Source organism: Bacillus cereus group sp. BfR-BA-01383 (assembly GCF_022663495.1).
Lineage (GTDB): Bacteria > Bacillota > Bacilli > Bacillales > Bacillaceae_G > Bacillus_A > Bacillus_A cereus_AU.
On record NZ_JAKUFP010000008.1, the window covers coordinates 1 to 19586 of the forward strand.

Consider the following 19586-nt stretch of genomic DNA (forward strand, 5'->3'; position numbering starts at 1 on the left):
ATGAAAATGCTTTCGATAGTTTTTTGTTTTTTAACAGGTTTGAGATAGGTAAGTCTTCCACAACAATCCTCATTGGTTTGGTTTTCACCAAGTTAGCTGTTGCTTGTTGGATATGGTTATTTCGGATATTCATAATTTTCCTAGATAACCGCAGGTGCTCAGCTTTAGCTTTTTCATATCCGGCAGATTGAATTTTTACACCTTTTTTAAATCTCCTAGACATATCTCTTTGTGCTGATTTTTTCCTTTTCAAAAGCTTTTTAACCTTGGCATCTTTGTTTATATTTCGTTCTTTCGTACCATTAGAAGCTACAAACAGCTCTTTTAAACCGACATCCACACCAATCGACTCATTGGTTAGTTCTTGTGCTTCAAAGTCTTCTTGGAACCCTACACTAATCCACCAGTGACGACCATCAAAGGTAACTCTTGGATTTGATGTTTTTTTGTTTCTTGGTAGTTGTTGGCTTGTTTTCACTTCTCCAATGGACTGAATATGAACTACTTTCTTTCCTATAATCAGTCTTTCATAATTGGCATAAAATCCTTGGATTAAATCTTTTTTGGATTTATAAGAAGTGTGATAACCATTTTTGTACTTTTTGAACGAATGTTTCCTCGCCGTATCAAAATCTTTTGAAGCCTGTTTGGGAACTTGTGCGTTGATGTCTTTTAACCACTCATATCTCTTTCGCTTCTTGATCTTTGTAAATCGTTTCTGTAAAGCTAACTGTGAAACAGATTTTCCAAATAGCTTATAGTATCTATCACTCATTCTTTTACAATAGTTATAAGCGAATCTTGCAGCACCAGCATGGTTTCTAAGCACTTTTTCTTGTTCAGACGTTGGAATCAGTCTGACTTTCTTCGCCAATATCATCAGAATTTAACTCCTTTACTGTGCGATTATTCGGGCACTCACCTTTCAGATAATGAAAGATTGGTTCTTCTGAATGGTAGCGTGTTCCACCAGCATTCTCCTGAGACTACTCGGATGCAAACCTGTTAATTCTGATACTTGACTAACTCGTGAAAATTTCATTATTATTCTCACCTCATTGAACCTAACATAGCGCGTATGTTCGATATTTTCAATAAAGTTTGATAGATTCAATAAAATTTATCTTGTTCAACTAAGGGCGCAATTCCTTAGCCAGTTCTCTTATGAACTTCTCATGTTGTCACATGAGCGCAGACTATATGTTTATCTCTTTAGAGATAGAGGATTTTTCCATCACCATAGGCTTGTGATGTACTCTCGTCAGTTATACGAGATAGTCGCCTCGAATCATCTTATCCATTTTGACTTAGATGATTCGAGGCGGAAGACCCATTGTTCTAGTGTTTAGGATTTAACCTTGCACGATCTGATTGATTTTTTCTGCTTTCGCGACATTCACGCTCGCTATTTCTAGCCACGTTGTAGTTCAATCAGCTTTAGGGATTGCCCGCAGTTAACCCTCACTACTAGCCAATCACTTGACTAGCAGGGCTTACTGATATATTTAATTAACTTTGGTTATAATTGGTTAAATAAATCGTAACAGTTATTTACCCTTTTTATTTTGTTAAAAAAAGTGAGTGGGTAGTCATTTCGCTCCTAAGGAAATGTTAAGGAGAAGAGAAATAACTACCTACTCAAATGGTGGGCATATTCTCTCTGATTTTTTATATCTCGCGTATTGCCTCAGAGGGAAGGAGGAGAGGCGAATTACGCATGATATAAGTAAGGCGCTTCTTTCAATACGAATGGTGGAGTTTCATGTTGAGAGGGTGTTTGTCCTGTTGAAAAAATGTTGAGAATTTCTCAACAAAAAGAGCCTTTCTTGACATGTAACCAAAAGGTGTTATATTATCTGAAATGAAACTAAAAGGTGTTGCTTTTATGCCGAATGAAGGAGAATGAAAATGGAACAACAAAATACATTAAATGATATTAAACAAACAATCGTTTTTAACGCGTCTATTCAAAAAGTATGGAGTGTAGTATCTACTGCAGAGGGAATTGCGTCATGGTTTATGCCAAACGATTTCGAATTAGAGGTAGGACATGAATTTCATGTGCAATCACCATTTGGGCCATCACCATGTAAAGTGTTAGAAATTGATGAGCCGAACCATTTATCTTTCTCATGGGACACAGATGGCTGGGTTGTTTCATTTCATTTGAAAGACTTAGGAGATAATAAAACAGAATTTACGTTAATTCACGGCGGCTGGAAACATCCTGATGAAATTCTTCCGAAAGCGAATGCGAAGAGCTCTATTATTCGCGATAGAATGAATGGCGGATGGGTAGCGATTGTAAATGAAAAACTGAAAAAGGTTGTCGAAGGTTAAATGTCCTCATCAGCAGCGAAATATGATGTGTTTCAAGCAATTGCTGATCCAACCCGCCGAGAAGTATTACGGTTATTAAGTGATAAAGAGTTACCAATTTCCAAAATAACAGACCATTTTCCGATGAGTCGTACTGCAGTTGTAAAGCATCTTCATATTCTTTCAGAAGCGAATTTAGTGAGTGGGAGAAAAAGCGGAAGAGAGAAGATATATCGCCTGCAACCAGCGCCGTTAGAGGAATTACAGCAGTGGCTCTCGTATTATGAACGATTTTGGGATAATAAATTGTCCATGCTTAAGCATATTGTGGAGAATGAAGAGTAGATTTTATAAAAAGAGGATGACCAAAATGGTCATCCTCTTTTTACTGCTCACTTGTTTGTTTAGCTGGCTTTAATAAGAGCCAAGCAATAATTAAAGTCAATACTGCTAATACGAAAGTACTCATATAAATGACGTGTACACTTGCGGCTAATGCGGATTGTGATTCAGTTACTACATTTGCTGTAGCTCCGCCGTGTCCGCCAGAAGAAACAAGATCAAGATTTTTAATGCCGCGTGCATGAATCATCGTATTGAAGACCGTGCCGAAAATTGCAGCACCTAACGTTTGACTAAATGTATTAATAAATGTGTTTAAACCAACTGCCGTTCCGCGCGTATGAGCCGGTACAGCTGCTTGAATTGTAACCATGTAAATTGGTGTGACAAGCCCCATTCCTAAGCCGAATAATCCGACTGCAACATAGATAAGGAATGATGGTGAATCTATTGATAATGTAAATAATAAGAAGGTAGCAACTGATAAAATGCTAGCTCCAAGTAAAATAATTTGTTTTGTTTTTAATTTGCCAACTAAGTTACCCGAGAACATGGCACCAAATGTCCACATAACAGGAATCGGCATTAAAATGAGTCCGGCTTCTGTCGCATTTTTTCCTAAAACACCTTGGCTCCAAATTGGAAGATACACTGTAATACTAATAATCATTGCACCAGCAATAAGCGTTAGTATGTTTATTGTAGATAATGTACGGTTAGAGAAAAGTGCTAGCGGAATTAATGGTTCCGGAGATTTTTTCTCGATGTATAAGAAAATAATGAATGAAACAGCGGCAAAGATTAATAGGCCGATAATTGAAATATCTCCCCAATTTTGCTTACTGCTACCTGTTAATAATGCGTATAGTAGAGCAATTGTACTTAATGAGAAGACTGTTGCACCAAGGTAATCGATATGTTGCTTAGTGGCGGATTTAACAGATTCCTTATAAGAAGTGGCAAACATTAGGCAAGCGATAATTCCAAAAGGAACGTTTAAGAAGAAAATATAGCGCCAAGAAAGAGAGTCAACTAAAAATCCGCCTACTAACGGCCCGATAACACCAGATACACCCCAAACGGCACTCATCCAGCCTTGTGCTTTTGCGCGGTCTTTCGCTTCGCTATATAAGTCTCCGATAATCGTCATTGTGATCGGCATAACAGCGCCAGCGCCTATACCTTGAAGAGCACGGAAGAAGATTAATTGTTCCATTGATGTAACGACTCCGCAAAGTGCAGAACCGATTAAGAAGATAGTTGCTCCGATGAGCAGAACTTTTTTGCGGCCGAATAAATCCGCTAGTTTTCCGTATATTGGAGTCGAAACAGCTGTTGCAAGCATATAAATTGCATATACCCAACTAACAAGTTCGACGCCTGACAAGTCACTCGTTATACGAGGTATTGCTGTACTAACAATCGTTCCTTCTACTGCAGAAAGAAACGTCATTAGCATTAAAGACATCATGACTTTTTTTCTCATTTGTTTTCCCCTTACCCTTTTTAAATATTCAACAATATAAAATATAAAGGTACTAAGGTATATAAAGCAACAAAAAAGAAATGGGAAGTTAGGGGGAGGGCGATTTGTCGTTCTTTTTTGTAATTTGATATATTTGAGGAATCGCCGATATATCTTGTAGCATTCCATGTACATATAAAAAAAGAAACAGGGAAGTCCTGTTTCTTCTTTAATACTGCATTTTTGCGTTTTCTCCAGCTGTCGTTCCGGCAATTCTACCAGTAACAAGGGCAGATGTAATGTTATAACCACCAGTATAACCGTGAATATCAAGAACTTCTCCGCAGAAATATAAGCCATTCGTGAATTTAGAAGACATTTCTTTCGGATTAATTTCTTTAACAGATACACCGCCACCAGTAACGAATGCTTTTTCAATTGACTGCGTACCATTTACATTCACAGTAAATTCTTTAAAGTCTTTCACAAGTGCACGAATCTTCTCATGAGAAACTTGTCCAGCTTGTTCGCTGCCATCAATTTCATTTTTTTCTAATAAGAATAGGAAGTAACGTTCAGGAACATAACCTTTTAAAACGTTTTTAATTCCTTTTTTCGGATCTTCTTTCATTTGTTTTAGCATGCGCTGGAATAGTTGTTCACTATTTTCTTCTGGCAATGCATCGATACTCATTTGTACTGTATTCGTTTTGAATTTTTTCAACGTTTTTACAACGAATTGGCTACAACGAAGAGCAGCAGGGCCTGATAAACCGAAGTGAGTGAAGAGCATGTCCATTTTATGAGAAATGACAACTTTTCCTTTTGGGTTTAATACGCTTAAGTTGATATCACGTAAAGCAAGGCCTTGTAATGAGCGGTCACGAATAAATGGTTCGTTTGAAAGGATTGGTACTTCTGTTGGGAAAAGCTCTGTAATTGTATGACCAGCTTTTTCAGCCCAAGCGTATCCGTCTCCAGTAGAACCAGTTTGAGGAACTGATTTTCCGCCAACAGCGATAACGACGTGATTCGTTTCTAACACTTCGCCTGTTTGTAATACAACTGCTTTCGTTTGACCATTTTCATATTCAATTGTTTCAACAGGTGTATTCGTACGTATTTTTACACCTAAGTCTTTTAATCGTGTTAAAAGTGCATCTACAACAGATTGCGCTTTATTTGATACAGGGAACATGCGACCATGGTCCTCTTCTTTTAATTTAACACCTAGATTTTCGAAGAATGTAATAATATCTTCATTATTAAAAATAGAAAAAGCACTGTATAAGAAGCGCCCGTTTCCTGGTATATGTTTAACGATTTCATCAAGTGGTAGACGGTTTGTTACGTTACAACGACCGCCACCAGAAATCGCAAGTTTACGTCCAAGCTTATTTCCTTTATCAAGAAGTAAGACGCTTGCGCCTTCTTCTGCAGCACCGATTGCAGCCATTAGCCCAGAAGGACCGCCGCCGATGACAATAACATCATAATGCATAATATATCGACCTCATTTTCTACATTTCCTGCCTAAAAGAATAGCATGTTTTCTCTTAAAAGAAAAATAGGGTGAAGTACTGCTTGATGGGAGAATTGTGGTACAATACAAAAGTTAGAGTTCAGCACTATCCTGCTATTTGTGGGCAATAAGACTAAAACCTTAAGACTTAAGAGAAGTAAAGAGGGGGGTCACTGGCCCGTAAAAGCTCGAATGGTTCAACTAATAAGGAGTAGGAGAGGAGTCTCCTGCTAGTAATAGTTTCACTTTATCTAGATGTAGGAGGATTTTTGTATGTCCGATTCAAAATTTCTGCGCGGAACGCTTATCGTTACGTTAGGAACATTTTTAGTAAAGTTCTTAGGCATGATTTACGTCTTTCCGTTTCATGCATTGGTAGGCACAGAAGGCGGAACGCTCTATACATATGGATACATTCCATATACGATCTTTTTAAGTATCGCAACGGCAGGTGTGCCGCTTGCTGTTTCGAAATTCGTTTCCAAATATAATGCGCTTGGTGATTATAAGACGAGCCGGAGAATGTTCCGCTCGGGAATGGTTATGATGATAGTATCAGGGGTTCTTTCGTTCCTAGTACTGTATATGACGGCGCCATGGTTTGCAGAAGCAATGCTTGGTAAACAAAGTTTACAAAATAAGATAGAAGAAGTTACGACGATTATTCGTCTTGTAAGTTTTGCGCTTATTGTTGTACCGGCAGCGAGTTTAATTCGTGGTTATTTCCAAGGTCACCAATCGATGGGACCAACTACTGTTTCGCAAATTATTGAACAAATTATTCGTATCGCCTTTTTATTAACAGGTAGTTTTATCGTTATTAAAGTACTTGGCGGCACAGTTGCAACAGCAGTTGGGGTAGCGACATTTGCTGCGTTCGTTTCAGCAGTTGGAGCGCTTGGCGTACTCATTTGGTACTGGCTAAAACGTAAAAAACATTTGGATCAATATTTAATTGAACAAACTGTACCAGAATCGACAGTAAGTACCGTTCAATTATTTAAAGAATTATTTGCATATGCAATTCCTTACGTTGTAATTGGGTTAACAATTCCTTTATATCAACAAATTGATACATTGACATTCAACTCAATTATGCAGGCGATTGGTCAAGGCGATATCGCAGAGCGAGCGCTTGGTATTTTCACAATGTGGACGCATAAATTAATTATGATTCCTGTATCACTTGCAACAGCGTTTAGTTTAACGCTTGTGCCAGCGATTACAAAATCGTTTACTGAAAAACAATATCGTTATTTAAAATTACAAATTACACAAACATTCCAGGCAAATATGTTTTTAACATTGCCAGCAGTTATCGGTATTTCTTCACTTGCATATCCAATTTATACTGCGTTTTACGACGCTGATCCACTAGGTGGACAAGTATTAATGTGGTATGCGCCAGTTGCGTTGTTATTTGCTTTATTTACAGTAACAGCGGCGATTCTGCAAGGGATTAATCAACAAAAACATGCGATTGTCGCGCTTGTTATGGGTGTTATTTTGAAATTCGTATGTAACGTAATCTTTATTCGTTATTTCGGTACAATAGGAGCAATCCTGGCGACAGCAGTTGGCTTCTTAGTTTCCGTATGGTATACGAATAGACAAATCAAAAAACATGCACACTATTCATTTGGTGTTGTATATAAGAGAACATTCCAAATTGCAGTATTAACACTTATAATGGTTATTGCTGTAAAACTATCACAATGGCTTCTATCCTTCATGATTTCGCCTGATGGCCGTATGGGTGCTTTAATTACAGTTGCGATTTGTGCAAGTATTGGTGGCTTTGTTTACGTAATGTTAGCAATCCGCACAGGAGTACTTGAAAGAGTATTTGGCGGAGAAGCGTTAGATAAAATTCAACGTAAACTTGGTAGTAGATTTAAAATAAAGTTGAAATCAAAAGGGGCGTAATTACGTCCCCTTTTCTATGATAAACAAAGAAGGTGAAAAACGTGAGATTAGATAAATTATTAGCGAATATGGGATATGGAAGTAGAAAAGAAGTAAAGAAATTATTGAAAGACGGCGTTGTAAAAATTGACGGAACGCCAGTGAAAGATGCGAAGGTTCATGTAAATGTAGAAGAGCAAGAAGTTATGATTCACGGTGAAGTTGTGGAATATAAAGAGTTTGTTTATTTAATGATGCATAAACCACAAGGTGTTATTTCAGCGACGGAAGATGATAATCATGAAACAGTAATAGATTTATTAGAATTAGAAGATGCGATCTTTGATCCGTTCCCAGTTGGACGACTTGATATCGATACAGAAGGTTTCTTATTGATTACAAATGACGGGAAGTTATCGCATCAATTATTATCTCCGAAAAAGCATGTGCCGAAAAAATATTATGCACACGTTGCTGGAGTAGTAACAGAAGAGGATGTAAAAGAGTTTGCTAAAGGTGTTATTTTAGACGATGGTTATGAAACAAAGCCAGGTGAACTTACAATATTAAAAAGTGATGATATTTCTGAAATCGAGCTTGTGATTACAGAAGGAAAGTTCCATCAAGTAAAGCGTATGTTTGAAGCGGTAGGGAAAAAAGTTGTTTACTTAAAGAGAACAGAAATGGGACCGTTAGTATTAGATGAAGAACTAGAACTTGGACAATACCGCGAGCTATCAGATGAAGAAGTAGAAATGTTAAAAACGTATCAAGTAGATACTGAAAAGTAGTGCCTTTTTAGGTGCAGAAAAGACCCCTTTCTAATAGTTAGAAAGGGGTATGTATTTATTTACATACAATTATTTTTTCATTATGAGGTCATTCTCACTTTCTTTCCTGTTGTTGTCCACTTACCGCGGCAAGGGCTATACACGAGTTCATTAAACTGCAACACATTTAGATCACGTTGTATCGTTCGCGGTGTGATCCCGAACTCATCTACAAGGTCTTTCGTCGTTACCGTTCCGTTTTCATTGATGTACATATAAATTGATTTAATGCGTGTTAGCATACGAGTAGTTGTAGGTTTCAAGAGAAAACCACTCCTCTACTAGTTTTTTTGACCCCATTCAGGAAAGAAGGTCGTTACTACCATTGTACTCTACATGATAAAATTCATGCTTTAATCTACTTAAATTTTACAAAAGTTTAACAAATATTCATATAGAAAAATATTGGTAGTTGACATTGTATATATGGTCAGTCAACTAACACATAAAATTCTACGTAAAACGCCAAATTCCTGCAAATTTTTTTAAAAAATAAAAGAAAAACTAATGAGAAATATCTGAAATATTACAATTGTTCGGTACTTGATTTTCGTGTATGGCATAAGAGATTTCGGTTTGTTATGATGAAAGAAATACTATAGTGAAGGATGGATGTGTGATGTCAGCGATTAATTGGACAGAAGAAGTTGCAAAACGAAAAGATGATTTAATTCGTGATACACAACAATTTTTACAAATTAAAAGTGTATGGGAAGAAGAGTCGGCGAAAGAGGGCGCACCATTTGGTGAAGGTGTAGAAAAAGCTTTATCTTTCATGTTACATAAAGGAGAAGCAGAAGGTTTTGCTTCTAAAAATTTAGAAGGTTATGCAGGTCATTTGGAAATGGGACAAGGAGAAGAGTTAGTGGGCATTCTTTGTCACGTTGACGTTGTACCAGAAGGAGACGGCTGGACGACTCCTGCATATAGTGCGGATATTCGCGACGGAAAGATTTTTGCACGCGGTGCAATTGATGATAAAGGCCCGACGATGGCAGCTTATTATGCGATGAAAATTGTGAAAGAATTAGGTTTACCTCTTTCGAAACGCGTTCGCATGATTTTAGGTACAGATGAGGAAAGTAATTGGAAATGTGTAGATCATTATTTTAAAAATGAAGAAATGCCAACAATCGGTTTTGCACCAGACGCAGACTTTCCAATTATTAATGCGGAAAAAGGAATTTCTGATATACAAGTTGTGCAAAATGGTAGCGAAGAGAAAAACGGTGCATATGAACTTGTTTCATTTGAGTCAGGTCGCCGTTTAAATATGGTTCCTGATTTTGCAGAAGCGATTATTACAGGAGAAGATGTAAATGCACTTACAGTAGCATATGAAGCGTATTTACAAATTGCTAAAAAAATAGGGAAATCAACTATAGAAGGAAATACAGTGACGTTGCAAATGGAAGGAATTTCAGCACACGGATCTACTCCTGAAAAAGGAGAGAATGCAGGTTTATCATTAGCAAACTTCTTAACTACAGTTTCACTTGATGGAAAAGCAAATTCATTTGCGACATTTGTAACAGAAACATTTACTGGTGATATTTTTGGTGAAAAGGCTACTATTGCTTATAAGGACGAAATTAGTGGTCCGTTAACAGTAAATGTCGGTCGCCTTTCTTATTCGAAAGAAAATGGTGGCAATTTAGGATTAAACGTACGTTACCCGGTTACGACTAACTTTGAAGAAACAATTGCGAAGTTAAAAGAATATGTTGGCACTCATGGGTTTGAAGTAGCTGACTATTCTAACTCTCGCCCGCATCACGTTGATAAAGACCATGTATTAATTCGTACACTGCAACGTGTATATGAAGAACAAACAGGAGAAAAAGCAGAACTATTAGCAATCGGCGGAGGTACTTACGCTCGTTCATTAAAAGCTGGTGTTGCATTTGGTCCGTTGTTCCCTGGAAAAGAAGAACTTGCGCATCAAAAAGATGAGTACATTGAAATTGAAGACTTATTAAAAGCAACAGCAATTTACGCTCAAGCAATTCATGAATTAGCGAAGTAATGGATATGTAAATAATAAGAGGCCGTCCCAAAAGGTTTTTTGGGACGGTTTTCTGTTAGGGGAAGTTACTATTATTGTCGTATTTTGTTGTTAAGTCGATATTCCTTGTCGAAACGTCGATATATTTGATTTTGCGTCGATATAATAAGAGTTATGTTCGATATATTTCAATTTGCGTCGATATAATTTCATTTACTATTACAACTTTAACTAAGAAGAGAATAAATCTATTCGAAGGTTAGATTTTAGAGGGCGGCTTCTTTTTACCTGAATGAGATAAGAAAGAAAAGCAACAATAAAAGGAAGGAGACGATGTACATGGATATGCATTATTTTGTCGCAATCACTTTACCAAATCATATAAAAGAAGTGCTATCTAACTATAAAGAGGAAATGAAGGATGAATTACCATTTCGCTCGTGGGTGCATGAAGAAGACTATCATATTACCCTTTCCTTTTTAGGAAGTGCGACGCAGGAACAATTAGAAGGAATAAAGAATGGATTACAAACACTTACAGAAAAAAAGGAACTATCGTTCAAGTTACAAGGGTTTTCAACGTTTGGTAGAGAAGATCAGCCACGTATTTTTTGGGCGAAGGTAAGTGAGAATCATGATTTGTTTCAGTTACAAAAGCAAGTTCATGCCATTTGTGAAGACAATGGATTTTCTCTAGAAACGCGCCCGTATCATCCGCATATTACTGTTGCCCGTAAATGGGTAGGAGAAGAAAAGTTTGATTTAGAACATATAAAAGAAGTGCCTGAAATATCATTCCAAGCAGACACGATTACTTTATACGAATCTCACGTGAAGGAAACACCGAAGTATAAATCGATTGCTGAAATAAAATTACAAAAATAGAATGTATGAAAACGTTTTTTATACAGGTGAATATACTATAGAGAATAACGTGTTACTGTGTAGAGTCTTGCTGATAAGAAAAGCCTTATCATTTGCAGCTCGTTTCATTTTAATTTTGAGAATGATGGTGATTTTTTATGTTGAAAGTAAAACGTCCATTTGATGCCTATTTAGATGAAATGAATAAAATTACAATTTTGCTCCCGCATGCGTATGGAACAAGCCGGACATTTCGTTTGCAAGAAGGAAACAATGTGAAAGATTTACCGATTGCTCATACTATTGCGCTTCCGGATGCAACGAAGTATGAGTGCTTTATAGAAGAGCCGCTAGATGTGGGGAAATATTATACAGTACGAGATGAACGGAACGAAGAAACGGATTTACAAATAGGCGCTGTGATTCGAACAGCAATTTTTGATGAAAAGTATTATTATGAAGGTACAGATTTAGGTGCTGTATATCAAAAAGAAGTAACAACATTTAAAGTATGGGCTCCAACTGCACGGCTTGCGAAGGTAAGAATTTATAAAAGCGATAAAGAATATACCGATCATGAAATGTACAGAGTAGAAAATGGAGTTTGGGCTCATGCATTACAAGGTAATTTAGATGGTGCACAATATACATTTCTTGTTTGTATTAATTTAATATGGAATGAAGCGGTGGATCCTTACGCAAAATCAGTGACTGTAAACGGGAAATACGGCGTTGTGATCGATTTAGAAAAGACGAGTGTCGCAAAACGAGAGGAATTACCACCATTACAGTCAATGACAGATGCCATATTGTATGAACTGCATATACGTGATGCGACTATTCATCCGAACAGTGGAGTGAATAAAAAAGGAACATATAAAGGGCTGATGGAAGAGGGAACAACGGGACGAAATGAGACGTTAACGGGATTATCTCATATAAAAGATTTAGGTGTTACACATGTTGAACTATTGCCTTTACATTGTTTCGGTGGCGTAAATGAGGCGATTTCTTCCTTCGCATACAATTGGGGTTACAATCCACTATATTACAATGCGCCAACGGGATTTTATGCTACAAACCCTTCGAATCCGTATAACAGGATTGTAGAGTGTAAACAACTGGTTGAAACATTTCATGAGCACGGCATTAGGGTGATTATAGATGTTGTATATAATCATGTTTATGAAAGAGAGCTATCGTCATTTGAAAAGCTTGTCCCAGGATATTATTTTCGTCATGGTGAAGATGGTATGCCTTCTAATGGGACGGGAGTTGGAAATGATATAGCATCTGAACGGAAAATGATGAGGAAATTTATTATAGAATCTGTTTTATATTGGCTTACTGAATACAATGTTGATGGGTTCCGATTTGATTTAATGGGAATTTTAGATGTTGATACAATGAATATGATAGAAGAAGAAGTGCGAAATATAAAGCGCGATGCATTGTTATTAGGAGAAGGGTGGGATTTACAAACACCGCTTCCTCTTGAGGAAAAAGCAACGTTAAATAATGCAAGGAAAATGCCACATATCGCGCAGTTTAATGATCAATTTCGTGATGGGATAAAAGGAAGTACTTTTCATATAAATAAACGCGGCTTTGCATTTGGTGGGCATGTAGACTGTCATCATTTGCAGTATATAGCATCAGGTAGTCTTTTAAGTATGAAAGAAACAGGGCTATTTTTAGAGCCAATGCAAAGTATTAATTATGTAGAATGTCATGACAATATGACGATGTGGGATAAACTAGTGTGCAGTAATGAAGAACCAGAAAATATTTTAAAAAAACGTCACCTGCTAGCGAGCGCAATGGTGATTCTTTCACAAGGGATTCCTTTCTTACATGCTGGGCAAGAGTTTTATCGTACGAAGAAAGGAAATGAAAATAGTTATAATGCAAATGATGAAATCAATCAATTAGATTGGGAGCAAAAAGAGAAAGAAATGGAGACCGTTAACTATATAAAAGGATTAATTGCGATTCGTAAAGAGCACGGGGCATTTCGATTACAAAACGCAGACCTTATAAAAAAGCATATGACTTTTTTGCAAACATCTAAGGAAGTACTTGCATACCACCTGCAACATGCAGAATCGTTTGGACCATGGAAAGAGATTATAGTTTTATTTAATAGCGGTTTGGAAGCTAAAACAGTGCAGCTTCCAAAAGAAGAAACGTGGCATGTGTTAGTAAACGAAAAGCAAGCGAAAGTAGAGCCAATTTCTTCATTTAGAGGAAAGGAACTTCAATTGGCTCCAATTAGCACGTATATATTGACGATAATGTGACAAATCGCTACTTGACGATGAGAATGTAATAAATGTAGAATTGACAAAGGTGACGATTTTGATAAGTTGTCATTCTATGAGTGGTTTTGTAAAATAAAATAGAGAATTTTTGGCTGATGCCAAGTTTTCTTTTCATTTACAGTAAAATATATATGAATCCACAACATGTGTAGAAATGTTGCGGTTTTCTTTTCATAACTATAAAAGATAAGGATTTGTTAACGGGTAATGGATATGGAATGGTTGGAACAATTATTAGGAAAAGAGTGGAGTCTTGTACCGGCTGGTGGAGTAACGGGCGATGCATATATTGCGCAAAACGGACAACAGAAGTTATTTTTAAAGCGGAATACATCGCCCTTTTTAGCGGTATTGTCAGCAGAAGGAATTGTTCCAAAATTACTTTGGACAAGAAGGGTAACGAACGGTGATGTAATTTCTGCTCAAAAATGGCTTCCGGGACAGAAGCTAGAGCCAGAGGATATGAAACTAGAACGTGTTGCGAAACTTTTGAAGAAAATACACTCCTCTAAAGCGCTTGTGCAGATGATTCAAAGACTTGGGAAGCAGCCGCTTCACGCGCAAGAGTTATTACAACAACTGCAACTTGTTTTAAGAGGAGATATAAGGGTTGATGAAACAATTCAGCAAGGCCTTCAATATTTAACGGATTCATTAAAAGATATTGAATACAATGAATTCGTTGTATGTCATTGTGATGTAAACCATAACAACTGGATATTGTCGGATGAAGATGAGCTGTTTTTAATTGATTGGGATGGAGCTGTAATTGCTGACCCAGCTCTAGACCTTGGTATGTTATTATATTGGTACATTCCGCGTCACGAATGGAGTGAGTGGCTCGGATATTATGATATTGAAATGGATGAATCATTGCTTAGGCGTATGAGATGGTATGTGATAGCACAAACAATTTTGTCTATTCAATGGCACACAACAAAAAAACAGCAAGCAGAAGCTGAATATTGGCATCAATATTTACAGCAACTACTTGCTTCAGAATAATACTTAAGAAAAATTGTCCATTCCAGCAATCCACTGAGTAAGTTGTTCTTGATTATTGGAAATATGGTTGTCCAAATTAGAGGAAGATTTACCCGATTGACTATAAGAATATACATCGTTTAGCATTGCTTTAGCGTCACTATTTATACTATCATTTGCGAGTAATGATTGAATGAGACGCTCTAATTGCTCGCATTCAGAAACTGTTCCGCAGCAATCACTTTGGTGATTGACTAAAATATCTTTCAGTACTTCTAATTGATGTTGTTGATTAATTGGCATGAACGGATCATCCTTTCGATTGTTTTTCTCTTCTTGAGAAGGTAAGAGAAAAAGCTGTTTCGTCATGGAATGTTTAATGCTGTATGTAGTTTTTATCAAAATGGTACATCTTATACTTGAAAGAAACGGACCGAGTGCTCGTACGTACTTGGTTTTTTGTTTGGTAGATCGATTAAAACAGAAAGAAGGAATTATTCCTTTAAAATAGTTTTGTAAAGAGAGGGAGACATCTATGCGTTTAAGACATAAACCGTATGCAATGGATCGAATTAATGAATATTCACATATCGTAATTGGAAACCCAGAGGAGCGCGCTGGTAGCTGGAAAGAAGTATTTGGAAATGAACAACCAATTCATATTGAAGTAGGTACAGGTCGTGGCCGTTTTATGTATGATATGGCAAAAGCAAATCCTCATATTAACTATATCGGAATTGAAAAGTTCACAAGTGTTGTTGTAGATGCGCTTGATAAGTTAATTGAAGAGGAATTACCGAACTTAAAGTTAATTAATAAAGATGCTGAAGATTTAACAGTTTTCTTTGCAAAAGGTGAAATTGACCGCGTTTATTTAAACTTCTCAGATCCATGGCCGAAGAATCGTCACACGAAGCGTCGTTTAACGTATAAAACGTTTTTACGCAATTATGAAGAAGTGTTAGTAGAGGGTGGAGAAATCCATTTCAAAACAGATAACCAAGGTTTATTTGAATACTCTCTAATGAGTATGGCTGAGTATGGTATGTTACTAACTTACTTAAGCTTAGATCTTCATAACAGTGATTATGAAGGAAACATTATGACAGAATATGAAGAGAAATTCTCTAGTAAAGGTCATCGTATTTACCGTGTTGAAGCAAAATATCGTACAGAGCCTATGCAGTAATGCATAGGTTTTTTTATGGCTAAAACAATCAGAATTTTATGTTAATATAAAAAGAAAGGGGGATGACAGATGGAACAGTTACAAATTGGAGATATAAAAGTGACGTGGCTAAAAGGCGGGAACACACATTTAGACGGAGGGGCAATGTTTGGTGTTGTACCGAAAGTACTTTGGTCACGTAAATATAAACATAATGATACAAATCATATTTATTTACGAACTGATCCGTTACTTTTGCAAACGAAAGACGGTAATATGCTGATTGATTCTGGAATAGGAAATGGTAAATTGAATGAGAAGATGAAGCGGAATCAAGGTGTAACAGAAGAATCATCGGTTTATGAATCATTAGAAAAACTAGGATTAAAGCCTGAAGATATCCACTATGTTTTAATGACGCACCTTCATTTTGATCATGCATCTGGCTTAACGAAATGGGCAGGTGATCACCTTGTACCGGTGTTTCCGAACGCAAAAGTTTACGTAAGCGAAACAGAGTGGAATGAAATGAGGAACCCAAATATTAGATCCCGTAATACATATTGGAAGGAAAATTGGGAGCCGATTATAGATCAAGTTGTTACGTTCCAGCAAGAAATAGAAATTACGGATGAAATAAAAATGGCGCATACAGGCGGCCATAGTGATGGACACGCAGTTATCGCTTTGGAAAGTCAGGGTGAAACGATGCTGCACTTAGCAGATCTCTTGCCGACACACGCACATCAAAATGTATTATGGGTAATGGCGTATGATGATTATCCGATGACATCGATTGAAAATAAGCAAAAGTGGATGAAGTATGGCGCTGAAAACGATGCTTGGTTTACGTTTTATCATGACGCGTATTATCGTGCAGTAAAGTGGAATGAGGAAGGGCATATTGTAGAAAAGATAGAGAGAAAAACGAGTATAGAAGCATAAAAAGAGGAGGTTGTTCCAGAATATTTGTTGGAGCGCCTCTTTATTATTGTCGGCTTCTGCCGGTAATTCGATATATTTGAAAAATCGCCGATATAATTTTAATCAATACCCGCAATTTCAAAAAAATAAGAGGTTCACCTAATGGGAACCCTCCTTTTTATGCTGCTATAACCTCTAAAACAGTACCTGTTTTAGCATCAACTAAAAATTCAAATCGTTCTTGTATATCATCTAACATCGTTGTAAGACCGCCGCGATAAACTTCGTATGCGACATCATATTTTTCAAATGTCTCTGGAACCATATGTACCCAAGAGCCAGTAATTTCACCTTTATGACTTAATGCTTGTTTCACCATTTTCAATGCTTTTTCTGAAGAAATATGGGATTGTTCTTGTACTTTGTTTGCAACGAAATAACCAGCTGCGAATCCAACGCCAAGACCTGCTACTAAACCTTTCCAGCTCATATATTCACCTCAATTCTGTAAAATAAAAATAGTGTACCAATAATAATTATAAAGCAAATACAGCTAAAAAAGAAGAAACTAGAAACATTTCGAAAATTTCGTTACAATAAAAGAGGTATTCTACTAAGGTTTGAAAGAAGGGGACTTCGTGAATAAAGAGACATTACAATTATTTCGTACGTTAACAGAATTACAAGGTGCGTCAGGTTTTGAACATGACGTACGCCGTTTTATGAAGCAAGAATTAAGCAAATATGCTGATGAAATTGTGCAAGACGGGTTAGGTAGCTTATTTGGTCTGAAAAAAGGGGACGAGACTGGCCCACGTGTTCTTGTAGCAGGTCATATGGATGAAGTAGGTTTCATGGTTACGCAAATTACGAAAAACGGAATGCTTCGTTTTCAAACGTTAGGCGGCTGGTGGAGCCAAGTACTATTAGCGCAGCGCGTTCAAGTTATGACGAAGAACGGTCCTGTTGTTGGGGTTGTTGGTTCTATTCCTCCTCATTTATTAAGTGATGCGCAACGTGCAAAACCGATGGACATAAAAAACATGTTAATTGATATAGGTGCAGATAGTTATGAAGATGCGATTGAAATTGGTGTAAAACCAGGACAACAAATCGTGCCAATCTGCCCATTCACGCCGATGGCAAATGAGAAGAAAATTATGGCGAAAGCTTGGGACAACCGTTACGGATGTGGCCTTGCAATCGAATTATTAAAAGAATTAAAAGATGAGACATTACCAAACACATTATATTCTGGTGCGACTGTACAAGAAGAAGTAGGTCTTCGTGGAGCACAAACAGCTGCTAATATGATTCAGCCAGACATTTTCTACGCGCTTGATGCAAGTCCAGCAAACGATGCTTCTGGTGATAAAACGCAGTTCGGTCAATTAGGAAAAGGTGCTCTTCTTCGTATTTACGACCGCACAATGGTAACACATAGAGGAATGCGCGAATTCATTTTAGATACAGCTGAAACACACAACATTCCGTACCAATACTTTATTTCACAAGGTGGTACAGATGCAGGCCGTGTACATACAAGCAATTCTGGTATTCCATCAGCAGTAATTGGTGTTTGCGCACGCTATATTCATACACACGCTTCAATTTTACATGTTGATGATTATGCAGCAGCGAAAGAACTAATTACGAAGCTTGTAAGAGCGACGGATAAGACGACGTTAGAAACAATTAAGAATAACGCGTAAAGAAGAAGGGCTGAAGAGCCTTTCTTTTTTTGGATTGAATAGATGACCCAGCGATGTGTGGTGGCGGTCAGTGCTTAATGGGTGTTCGAATGATGTATTAAGACCACGGGTAGGGAGAGAGAATAAGGCTGTTTTTGAGTTCGAGGTCGGCAATGTTGTGAGAAAAATCCTTCTTTTTTAGGTTGAAGAGGTGACCTAGTGATTGGTGATGGTGCTCTCGTTTATAAAGAGTAATTTTATTAAGGTGAAATGATGAATTTATATAGAGGTGAACGAAATGAAGGTAGTAGTTGGATCGAGGAATAAAACGAAGGTTGGGGCTGTGGAGAAGGTTTGGGAAGATGCTGAAATTACGTCTTTTTCTGTTCCTTCAGGAGTAGCAAGCCAGCCATTTTCAGATGAAGAGACGATGCAAGGAGCGATAAATAGAGCGAAGCAGGCATTAAAAGCAGGTGAAGCTCAAATTGGTATTGGACTAGAGGGCGGCGTAATGAAAACAGAGCACGGTTTATTTATGTGTAATTGGGGCGCGCTTGCAACAAGTGAGGGAAAAACATTTGTTGCCGGAGGGGCACGTATTAAGTTACCAGACGATTTCTTAGCACCTCTTGAAGAAGGTAAAGAGTTAAGCGAAGTGATGGAAGAGTTTGTACAGCGGAAAGATATTCGTAGCCACGAAGGTGCTATCGGTATTTTTACAGATGATTATGTTGACCGGACGGAATTATTTGTACACGTGGTTAAGTTACTTGTTGGGCAATATAAGTATGATGAAAAGCAAGCATAAACCTTGCACCGTGCGTGATGTATGGTAGTATAAAAGAAAGATTATAACATGAAAAAATGCACTCGTTAGAGGAGGAAATATAGATGAAATCATTAGAAAGCATGGAGCAATTCCAAGAATTAAAGAACGAAGAGAATGTAGTCTTTATGTTCTCAGCAGAATGGTGCCCGGATTGTCGCTTTGTAGATCCATTTATGCCAGAAGTAGAAGAGAAATATAGTGATTTCTCATTTTACTATGTAGATCGTGATGAGTTTATTGATCTATGCGTGAAATTAGACGTATTTGGCATTCCGAGCTTTGTAGCGTACAATAAAGGTGAAGAAACTGGTCGCTATGTAAACAAAGATCGTAAAACACAAGAACAAATCGAAGAGTTTATTGAAGGTTTAAAATAAGGCAATTTGCCAATTGAATTGTAAAACAACCTCTACCTTC

The 19586-nt window shown here is 37.3% G+C and carries 19 protein-coding genes; 13 read left to right on the forward strand and 6 right to left on the reverse strand.

What is annotated here, in order from left to right:
• Positions 1–880, reverse strand: an 880-nt coding sequence (locus MR065_RS10210; protein ID WP_242213561.1) for an RNA-guided endonuclease InsQ/TnpB family protein, incomplete at its 3' end; no start/stop codon positions are given.
• Positions 881–1908: 1028 nt separating this feature from the next.
• Between MR065_RS10210 and MR065_RS10215 the strand changes: the two genes are divergently transcribed.
• Both MR065_RS10215 and MR065_RS10220 read left to right on the forward strand, forming a co-directional pair.
• Positions 1909–2340, forward strand: coding sequence for an SRPBCC family protein (locus MR065_RS10215; RefSeq protein ID WP_242213562.1), 432 nt, complete (start codon positions 1909–1911; stop codon positions 2338–2340).
• Entirely contained in the window at positions 2341–2664 is a 324-nt protein-coding gene (locus tag MR065_RS10220) for an ArsR/SmtB family transcription factor (RefSeq protein ID WP_242213563.1), read from the forward strand. It begins immediately after the preceding gene.
• Positions 2665–2704: 40 nt separating this feature from the next.
• On the opposite strand, the gene MR065_RS10225 is transcribed toward MR065_RS10220, so the two are convergent.
• The gene (locus tag MR065_RS10225) at positions 2705–4147 is read right to left on the reverse strand and encodes an MDR family MFS transporter (RefSeq protein WP_242213564.1); all 1443 of its coding nucleotides are present in this window, start codon (positions 4145–4147) and stop codon (positions 2705–2707) included.
• 208 nt (positions 4148–4355) lie between these two features.
• Positions 4356–5627 carry a BaiN/RdsA family NAD(P)/FAD-dependent oxidoreductase gene (locus MR065_RS10230; RefSeq protein WP_097906255.1) on the reverse strand — a complete coding sequence of 424 codons (1272 nt, stop codon included), beginning with the start codon at positions 5625–5627 and terminating at the stop codon, positions 4356–4358.
• A gap of 294 nt (positions 5628–5921) precedes the next feature.
• Here MR065_RS10230 and MR065_RS10235 point away from each other — a divergent pair, with 294 nt between their 5' ends.
• Together MR065_RS10235 and MR065_RS10240 are read left to right on the forward strand one after the other, a co-directional pair.
• Positions 5922–7574 carry a putative polysaccharide biosynthesis protein gene (locus tag MR065_RS10235; protein WP_097906254.1) on the forward strand — a complete coding sequence of 551 codons (1653 nt, stop codon included), beginning with the start codon at positions 5922–5924 and terminating at the stop codon, positions 7572–7574.
• Between the two features lie 41 nt (positions 7575–7615).
• A complete protein-coding gene (locus MR065_RS10240; RefSeq protein WP_242213565.1) occupies positions 7616–8344 on the forward strand; it encodes a pseudouridine synthase in 729 nt (242 codons plus the stop codon).
• Positions 8345–8424: 80 nt separating this feature from the next.
• Here the strand turns inward: MR065_RS10240 and MR065_RS10245 are convergent, their stop codons facing one another.
• Positions 8425–8646 carry a DeoR family transcriptional regulator gene (locus MR065_RS10245; RefSeq protein WP_000805512.1) on the reverse strand — a complete coding sequence of 74 codons (222 nt, stop codon included), beginning with the start codon at positions 8644–8646 and terminating at the stop codon, positions 8425–8427.
• 356 nt (positions 8647–9002) lie between these two features.
• Between MR065_RS10245 and pepV the strand changes: the two genes are divergently transcribed.
• From pepV to MR065_RS10265, 4 genes are all read left to right on the forward strand, one after another.
• A complete protein-coding gene (gene pepV / locus MR065_RS10250) occupies positions 9003–10409 on the forward strand; it encodes a dipeptidase PepV (protein ID WP_242213566.1) in 1407 nt (468 codons plus the stop codon).
• A gap of 318 nt (positions 10410–10727) precedes the next feature.
• The gene (gene thpR, locus MR065_RS10255; RefSeq protein ID WP_242213567.1) at positions 10728–11273 is read left to right on the forward strand and encodes an RNA 2',3'-cyclic phosphodiesterase; all 546 of its coding nucleotides are present in this window, start codon (positions 10728–10730) and stop codon (positions 11271–11273) included.
• A 137-nt stretch (positions 11274–11410) separates the two neighbouring features.
• Positions 11411–13552: a type I pullulanase gene (gene pulA / locus MR065_RS10260; protein ID WP_242213568.1), complete on the forward strand. Its 2142-nt coding sequence runs from the start codon at positions 11411–11413 to the stop codon at positions 13550–13552.
• A gap of 228 nt (positions 13553–13780) precedes the next feature.
• Positions 13781–14578, forward strand: a complete 798-nt coding sequence (locus MR065_RS10265) for a phosphotransferase family protein (protein WP_242213569.1) — start codon at positions 13781–13783, stop codon at positions 14576–14578.
• A 3-nt stretch (positions 14579–14581) separates the two neighbouring features.
• Here the strand turns inward: MR065_RS10265 and MR065_RS10270 are convergent, their stop codons facing one another.
• Positions 14582–14860: a YtzH-like family protein gene (locus MR065_RS10270; RefSeq protein WP_097906247.1), complete on the reverse strand. Its 279-nt coding sequence runs from the start codon at positions 14858–14860 to the stop codon at positions 14582–14584.
• Positions 14861–15092: 232 nt separating this feature from the next.
• Here MR065_RS10270 and trmB point away from each other — a divergent pair, with 232 nt between their 5' ends.
• Entirely contained in the window at positions 15093–15746 is a 654-nt protein-coding gene (gene trmB, locus MR065_RS10275) for a tRNA (guanosine(46)-N7)-methyltransferase TrmB (RefSeq protein WP_097906246.1), read from the forward strand.
• A gap of 69 nt (positions 15747–15815) precedes the next feature.
• Positions 15816–16670 (forward strand): YtnP family quorum-quenching lactonase, encoded by an 855-nt coding sequence (locus MR065_RS10280; protein WP_242213570.1) that lies wholly within the window; start codon positions 15816–15818, stop codon positions 16668–16670.
• A 157-nt stretch (positions 16671–16827) separates the two neighbouring features.
• On the opposite strand, the gene MR065_RS10285 is transcribed toward MR065_RS10280, so the two are convergent.
• Positions 16828–17139: a PepSY domain-containing protein gene (locus MR065_RS10285; RefSeq protein WP_000118537.1), complete on the reverse strand. Its 312-nt coding sequence runs from the start codon at positions 17137–17139 to the stop codon at positions 16828–16830.
• A 148-nt stretch (positions 17140–17287) separates the two neighbouring features.
• Between MR065_RS10285 and MR065_RS10290 the strand changes: the two genes are divergently transcribed.
• The 3 genes from MR065_RS10290 to MR065_RS10300 all read left to right on the forward strand — a co-directional run bounded on the left by MR065_RS10290 (position 17288) and on the right by MR065_RS10300 (position 19546).
• Positions 17288–18361: a M42 family metallopeptidase gene (locus MR065_RS10290; protein ID WP_242213571.1), complete on the forward strand. Its 1074-nt coding sequence runs from the start codon at positions 17288–17290 to the stop codon at positions 18359–18361.
• Between the two features lie 277 nt (positions 18362–18638).
• Positions 18639–19148 (forward strand): DUF84 family protein, encoded by a 510-nt coding sequence (locus tag MR065_RS10295; protein WP_242213572.1) that lies wholly within the window; start codon positions 18639–18641, stop codon positions 19146–19148.
• 83 nt (positions 19149–19231) lie between these two features.
• Entirely contained in the window at positions 19232–19546 is a 315-nt protein-coding gene (locus MR065_RS10300; RefSeq protein ID WP_000838192.1) for a thioredoxin family protein, read from the forward strand.
• The last annotated feature ends 40 nt before the right edge of the window (positions 19547–19586 follow it).

Bases quoted from the DNA above. Each gene is read 5' to 3' on its own strand.
- MR065_RS10280 (WP_242213570.1), top strand. From the start codon at position 15,816: ATGGAACAGTTACAAATTGGAGATATAAAAGTGACGTGGCTAAAAGGC.
- MR065_RS10265 (WP_242213569.1), top strand. From the start codon at position 13,781: ATGGATATGGAATGGTTGGAACAATTATTAGGAAAAGAGTGGAGTCTT.
- MR065_RS10235 (WP_097906254.1), top strand. From the start codon at position 5,922: ATGTCCGATTCAAAATTTCTGCGCGGAACGCTTATCGTTACGTTAGGA.
- MR065_RS10230 (WP_097906255.1), bottom strand. From the start codon at position 5,627: ATGCATTATGATGTTATTGTCATCGGCGGCGGTCCTTCTGGGCTAATG.
- MR065_RS10220 (WP_242213563.1), top strand. From the start codon at position 2,341: ATGTCCTCATCAGCAGCGAAATATGATGTGTTTCAAGCAATTGCTGAT.
- MR065_RS10270 (WP_097906247.1), bottom strand. From the start codon at position 14,860: ATGCCAATTAATCAACAACATCAATTAGAAGTACTGAAAGATATTTTA.
- pulA (WP_242213568.1), top strand. From the start codon at position 11,411: ATGTTGAAAGTAAAACGTCCATTTGATGCCTATTTAGATGAAATGAAT.
- thpR (WP_242213567.1), top strand. From the start codon at position 10,728: ATGGATATGCATTATTTTGTCGCAATCACTTTACCAAATCATATAAAA.
- MR065_RS10295 (WP_242213572.1), top strand. From the start codon at position 18,639: ATGAAGGTAGTAGTTGGATCGAGGAATAAAACGAAGGTTGGGGCTGTG.
- MR065_RS10225 (WP_242213564.1), bottom strand. From the start codon at position 4,147: ATGAGAAAAAAAGTCATGATGTCTTTAATGCTAATGACGTTTCTTTCT.
- MR065_RS10285 (WP_000118537.1), bottom strand. From the start codon at position 17,139: ATGAGCTGGAAAGGTTTAGTAGCAGGTCTTGGCGTTGGATTCGCAGCT.
- MR065_RS10215 (WP_242213562.1), top strand. From the start codon at position 1,909: ATGGAACAACAAAATACATTAAATGATATTAAACAAACAATCGTTTTT.
- pepV (WP_242213566.1), top strand. From the start codon at position 9,003: ATGTCAGCGATTAATTGGACAGAAGAAGTTGCAAAACGAAAAGATGAT.
- MR065_RS10300 (WP_000838192.1), top strand. From the start codon at position 19,232: ATGAAATCATTAGAAAGCATGGAGCAATTCCAAGAATTAAAGAACGAA.
- trmB (WP_097906246.1), top strand. From the start codon at position 15,093: ATGCGTTTAAGACATAAACCGTATGCAATGGATCGAATTAATGAATAT.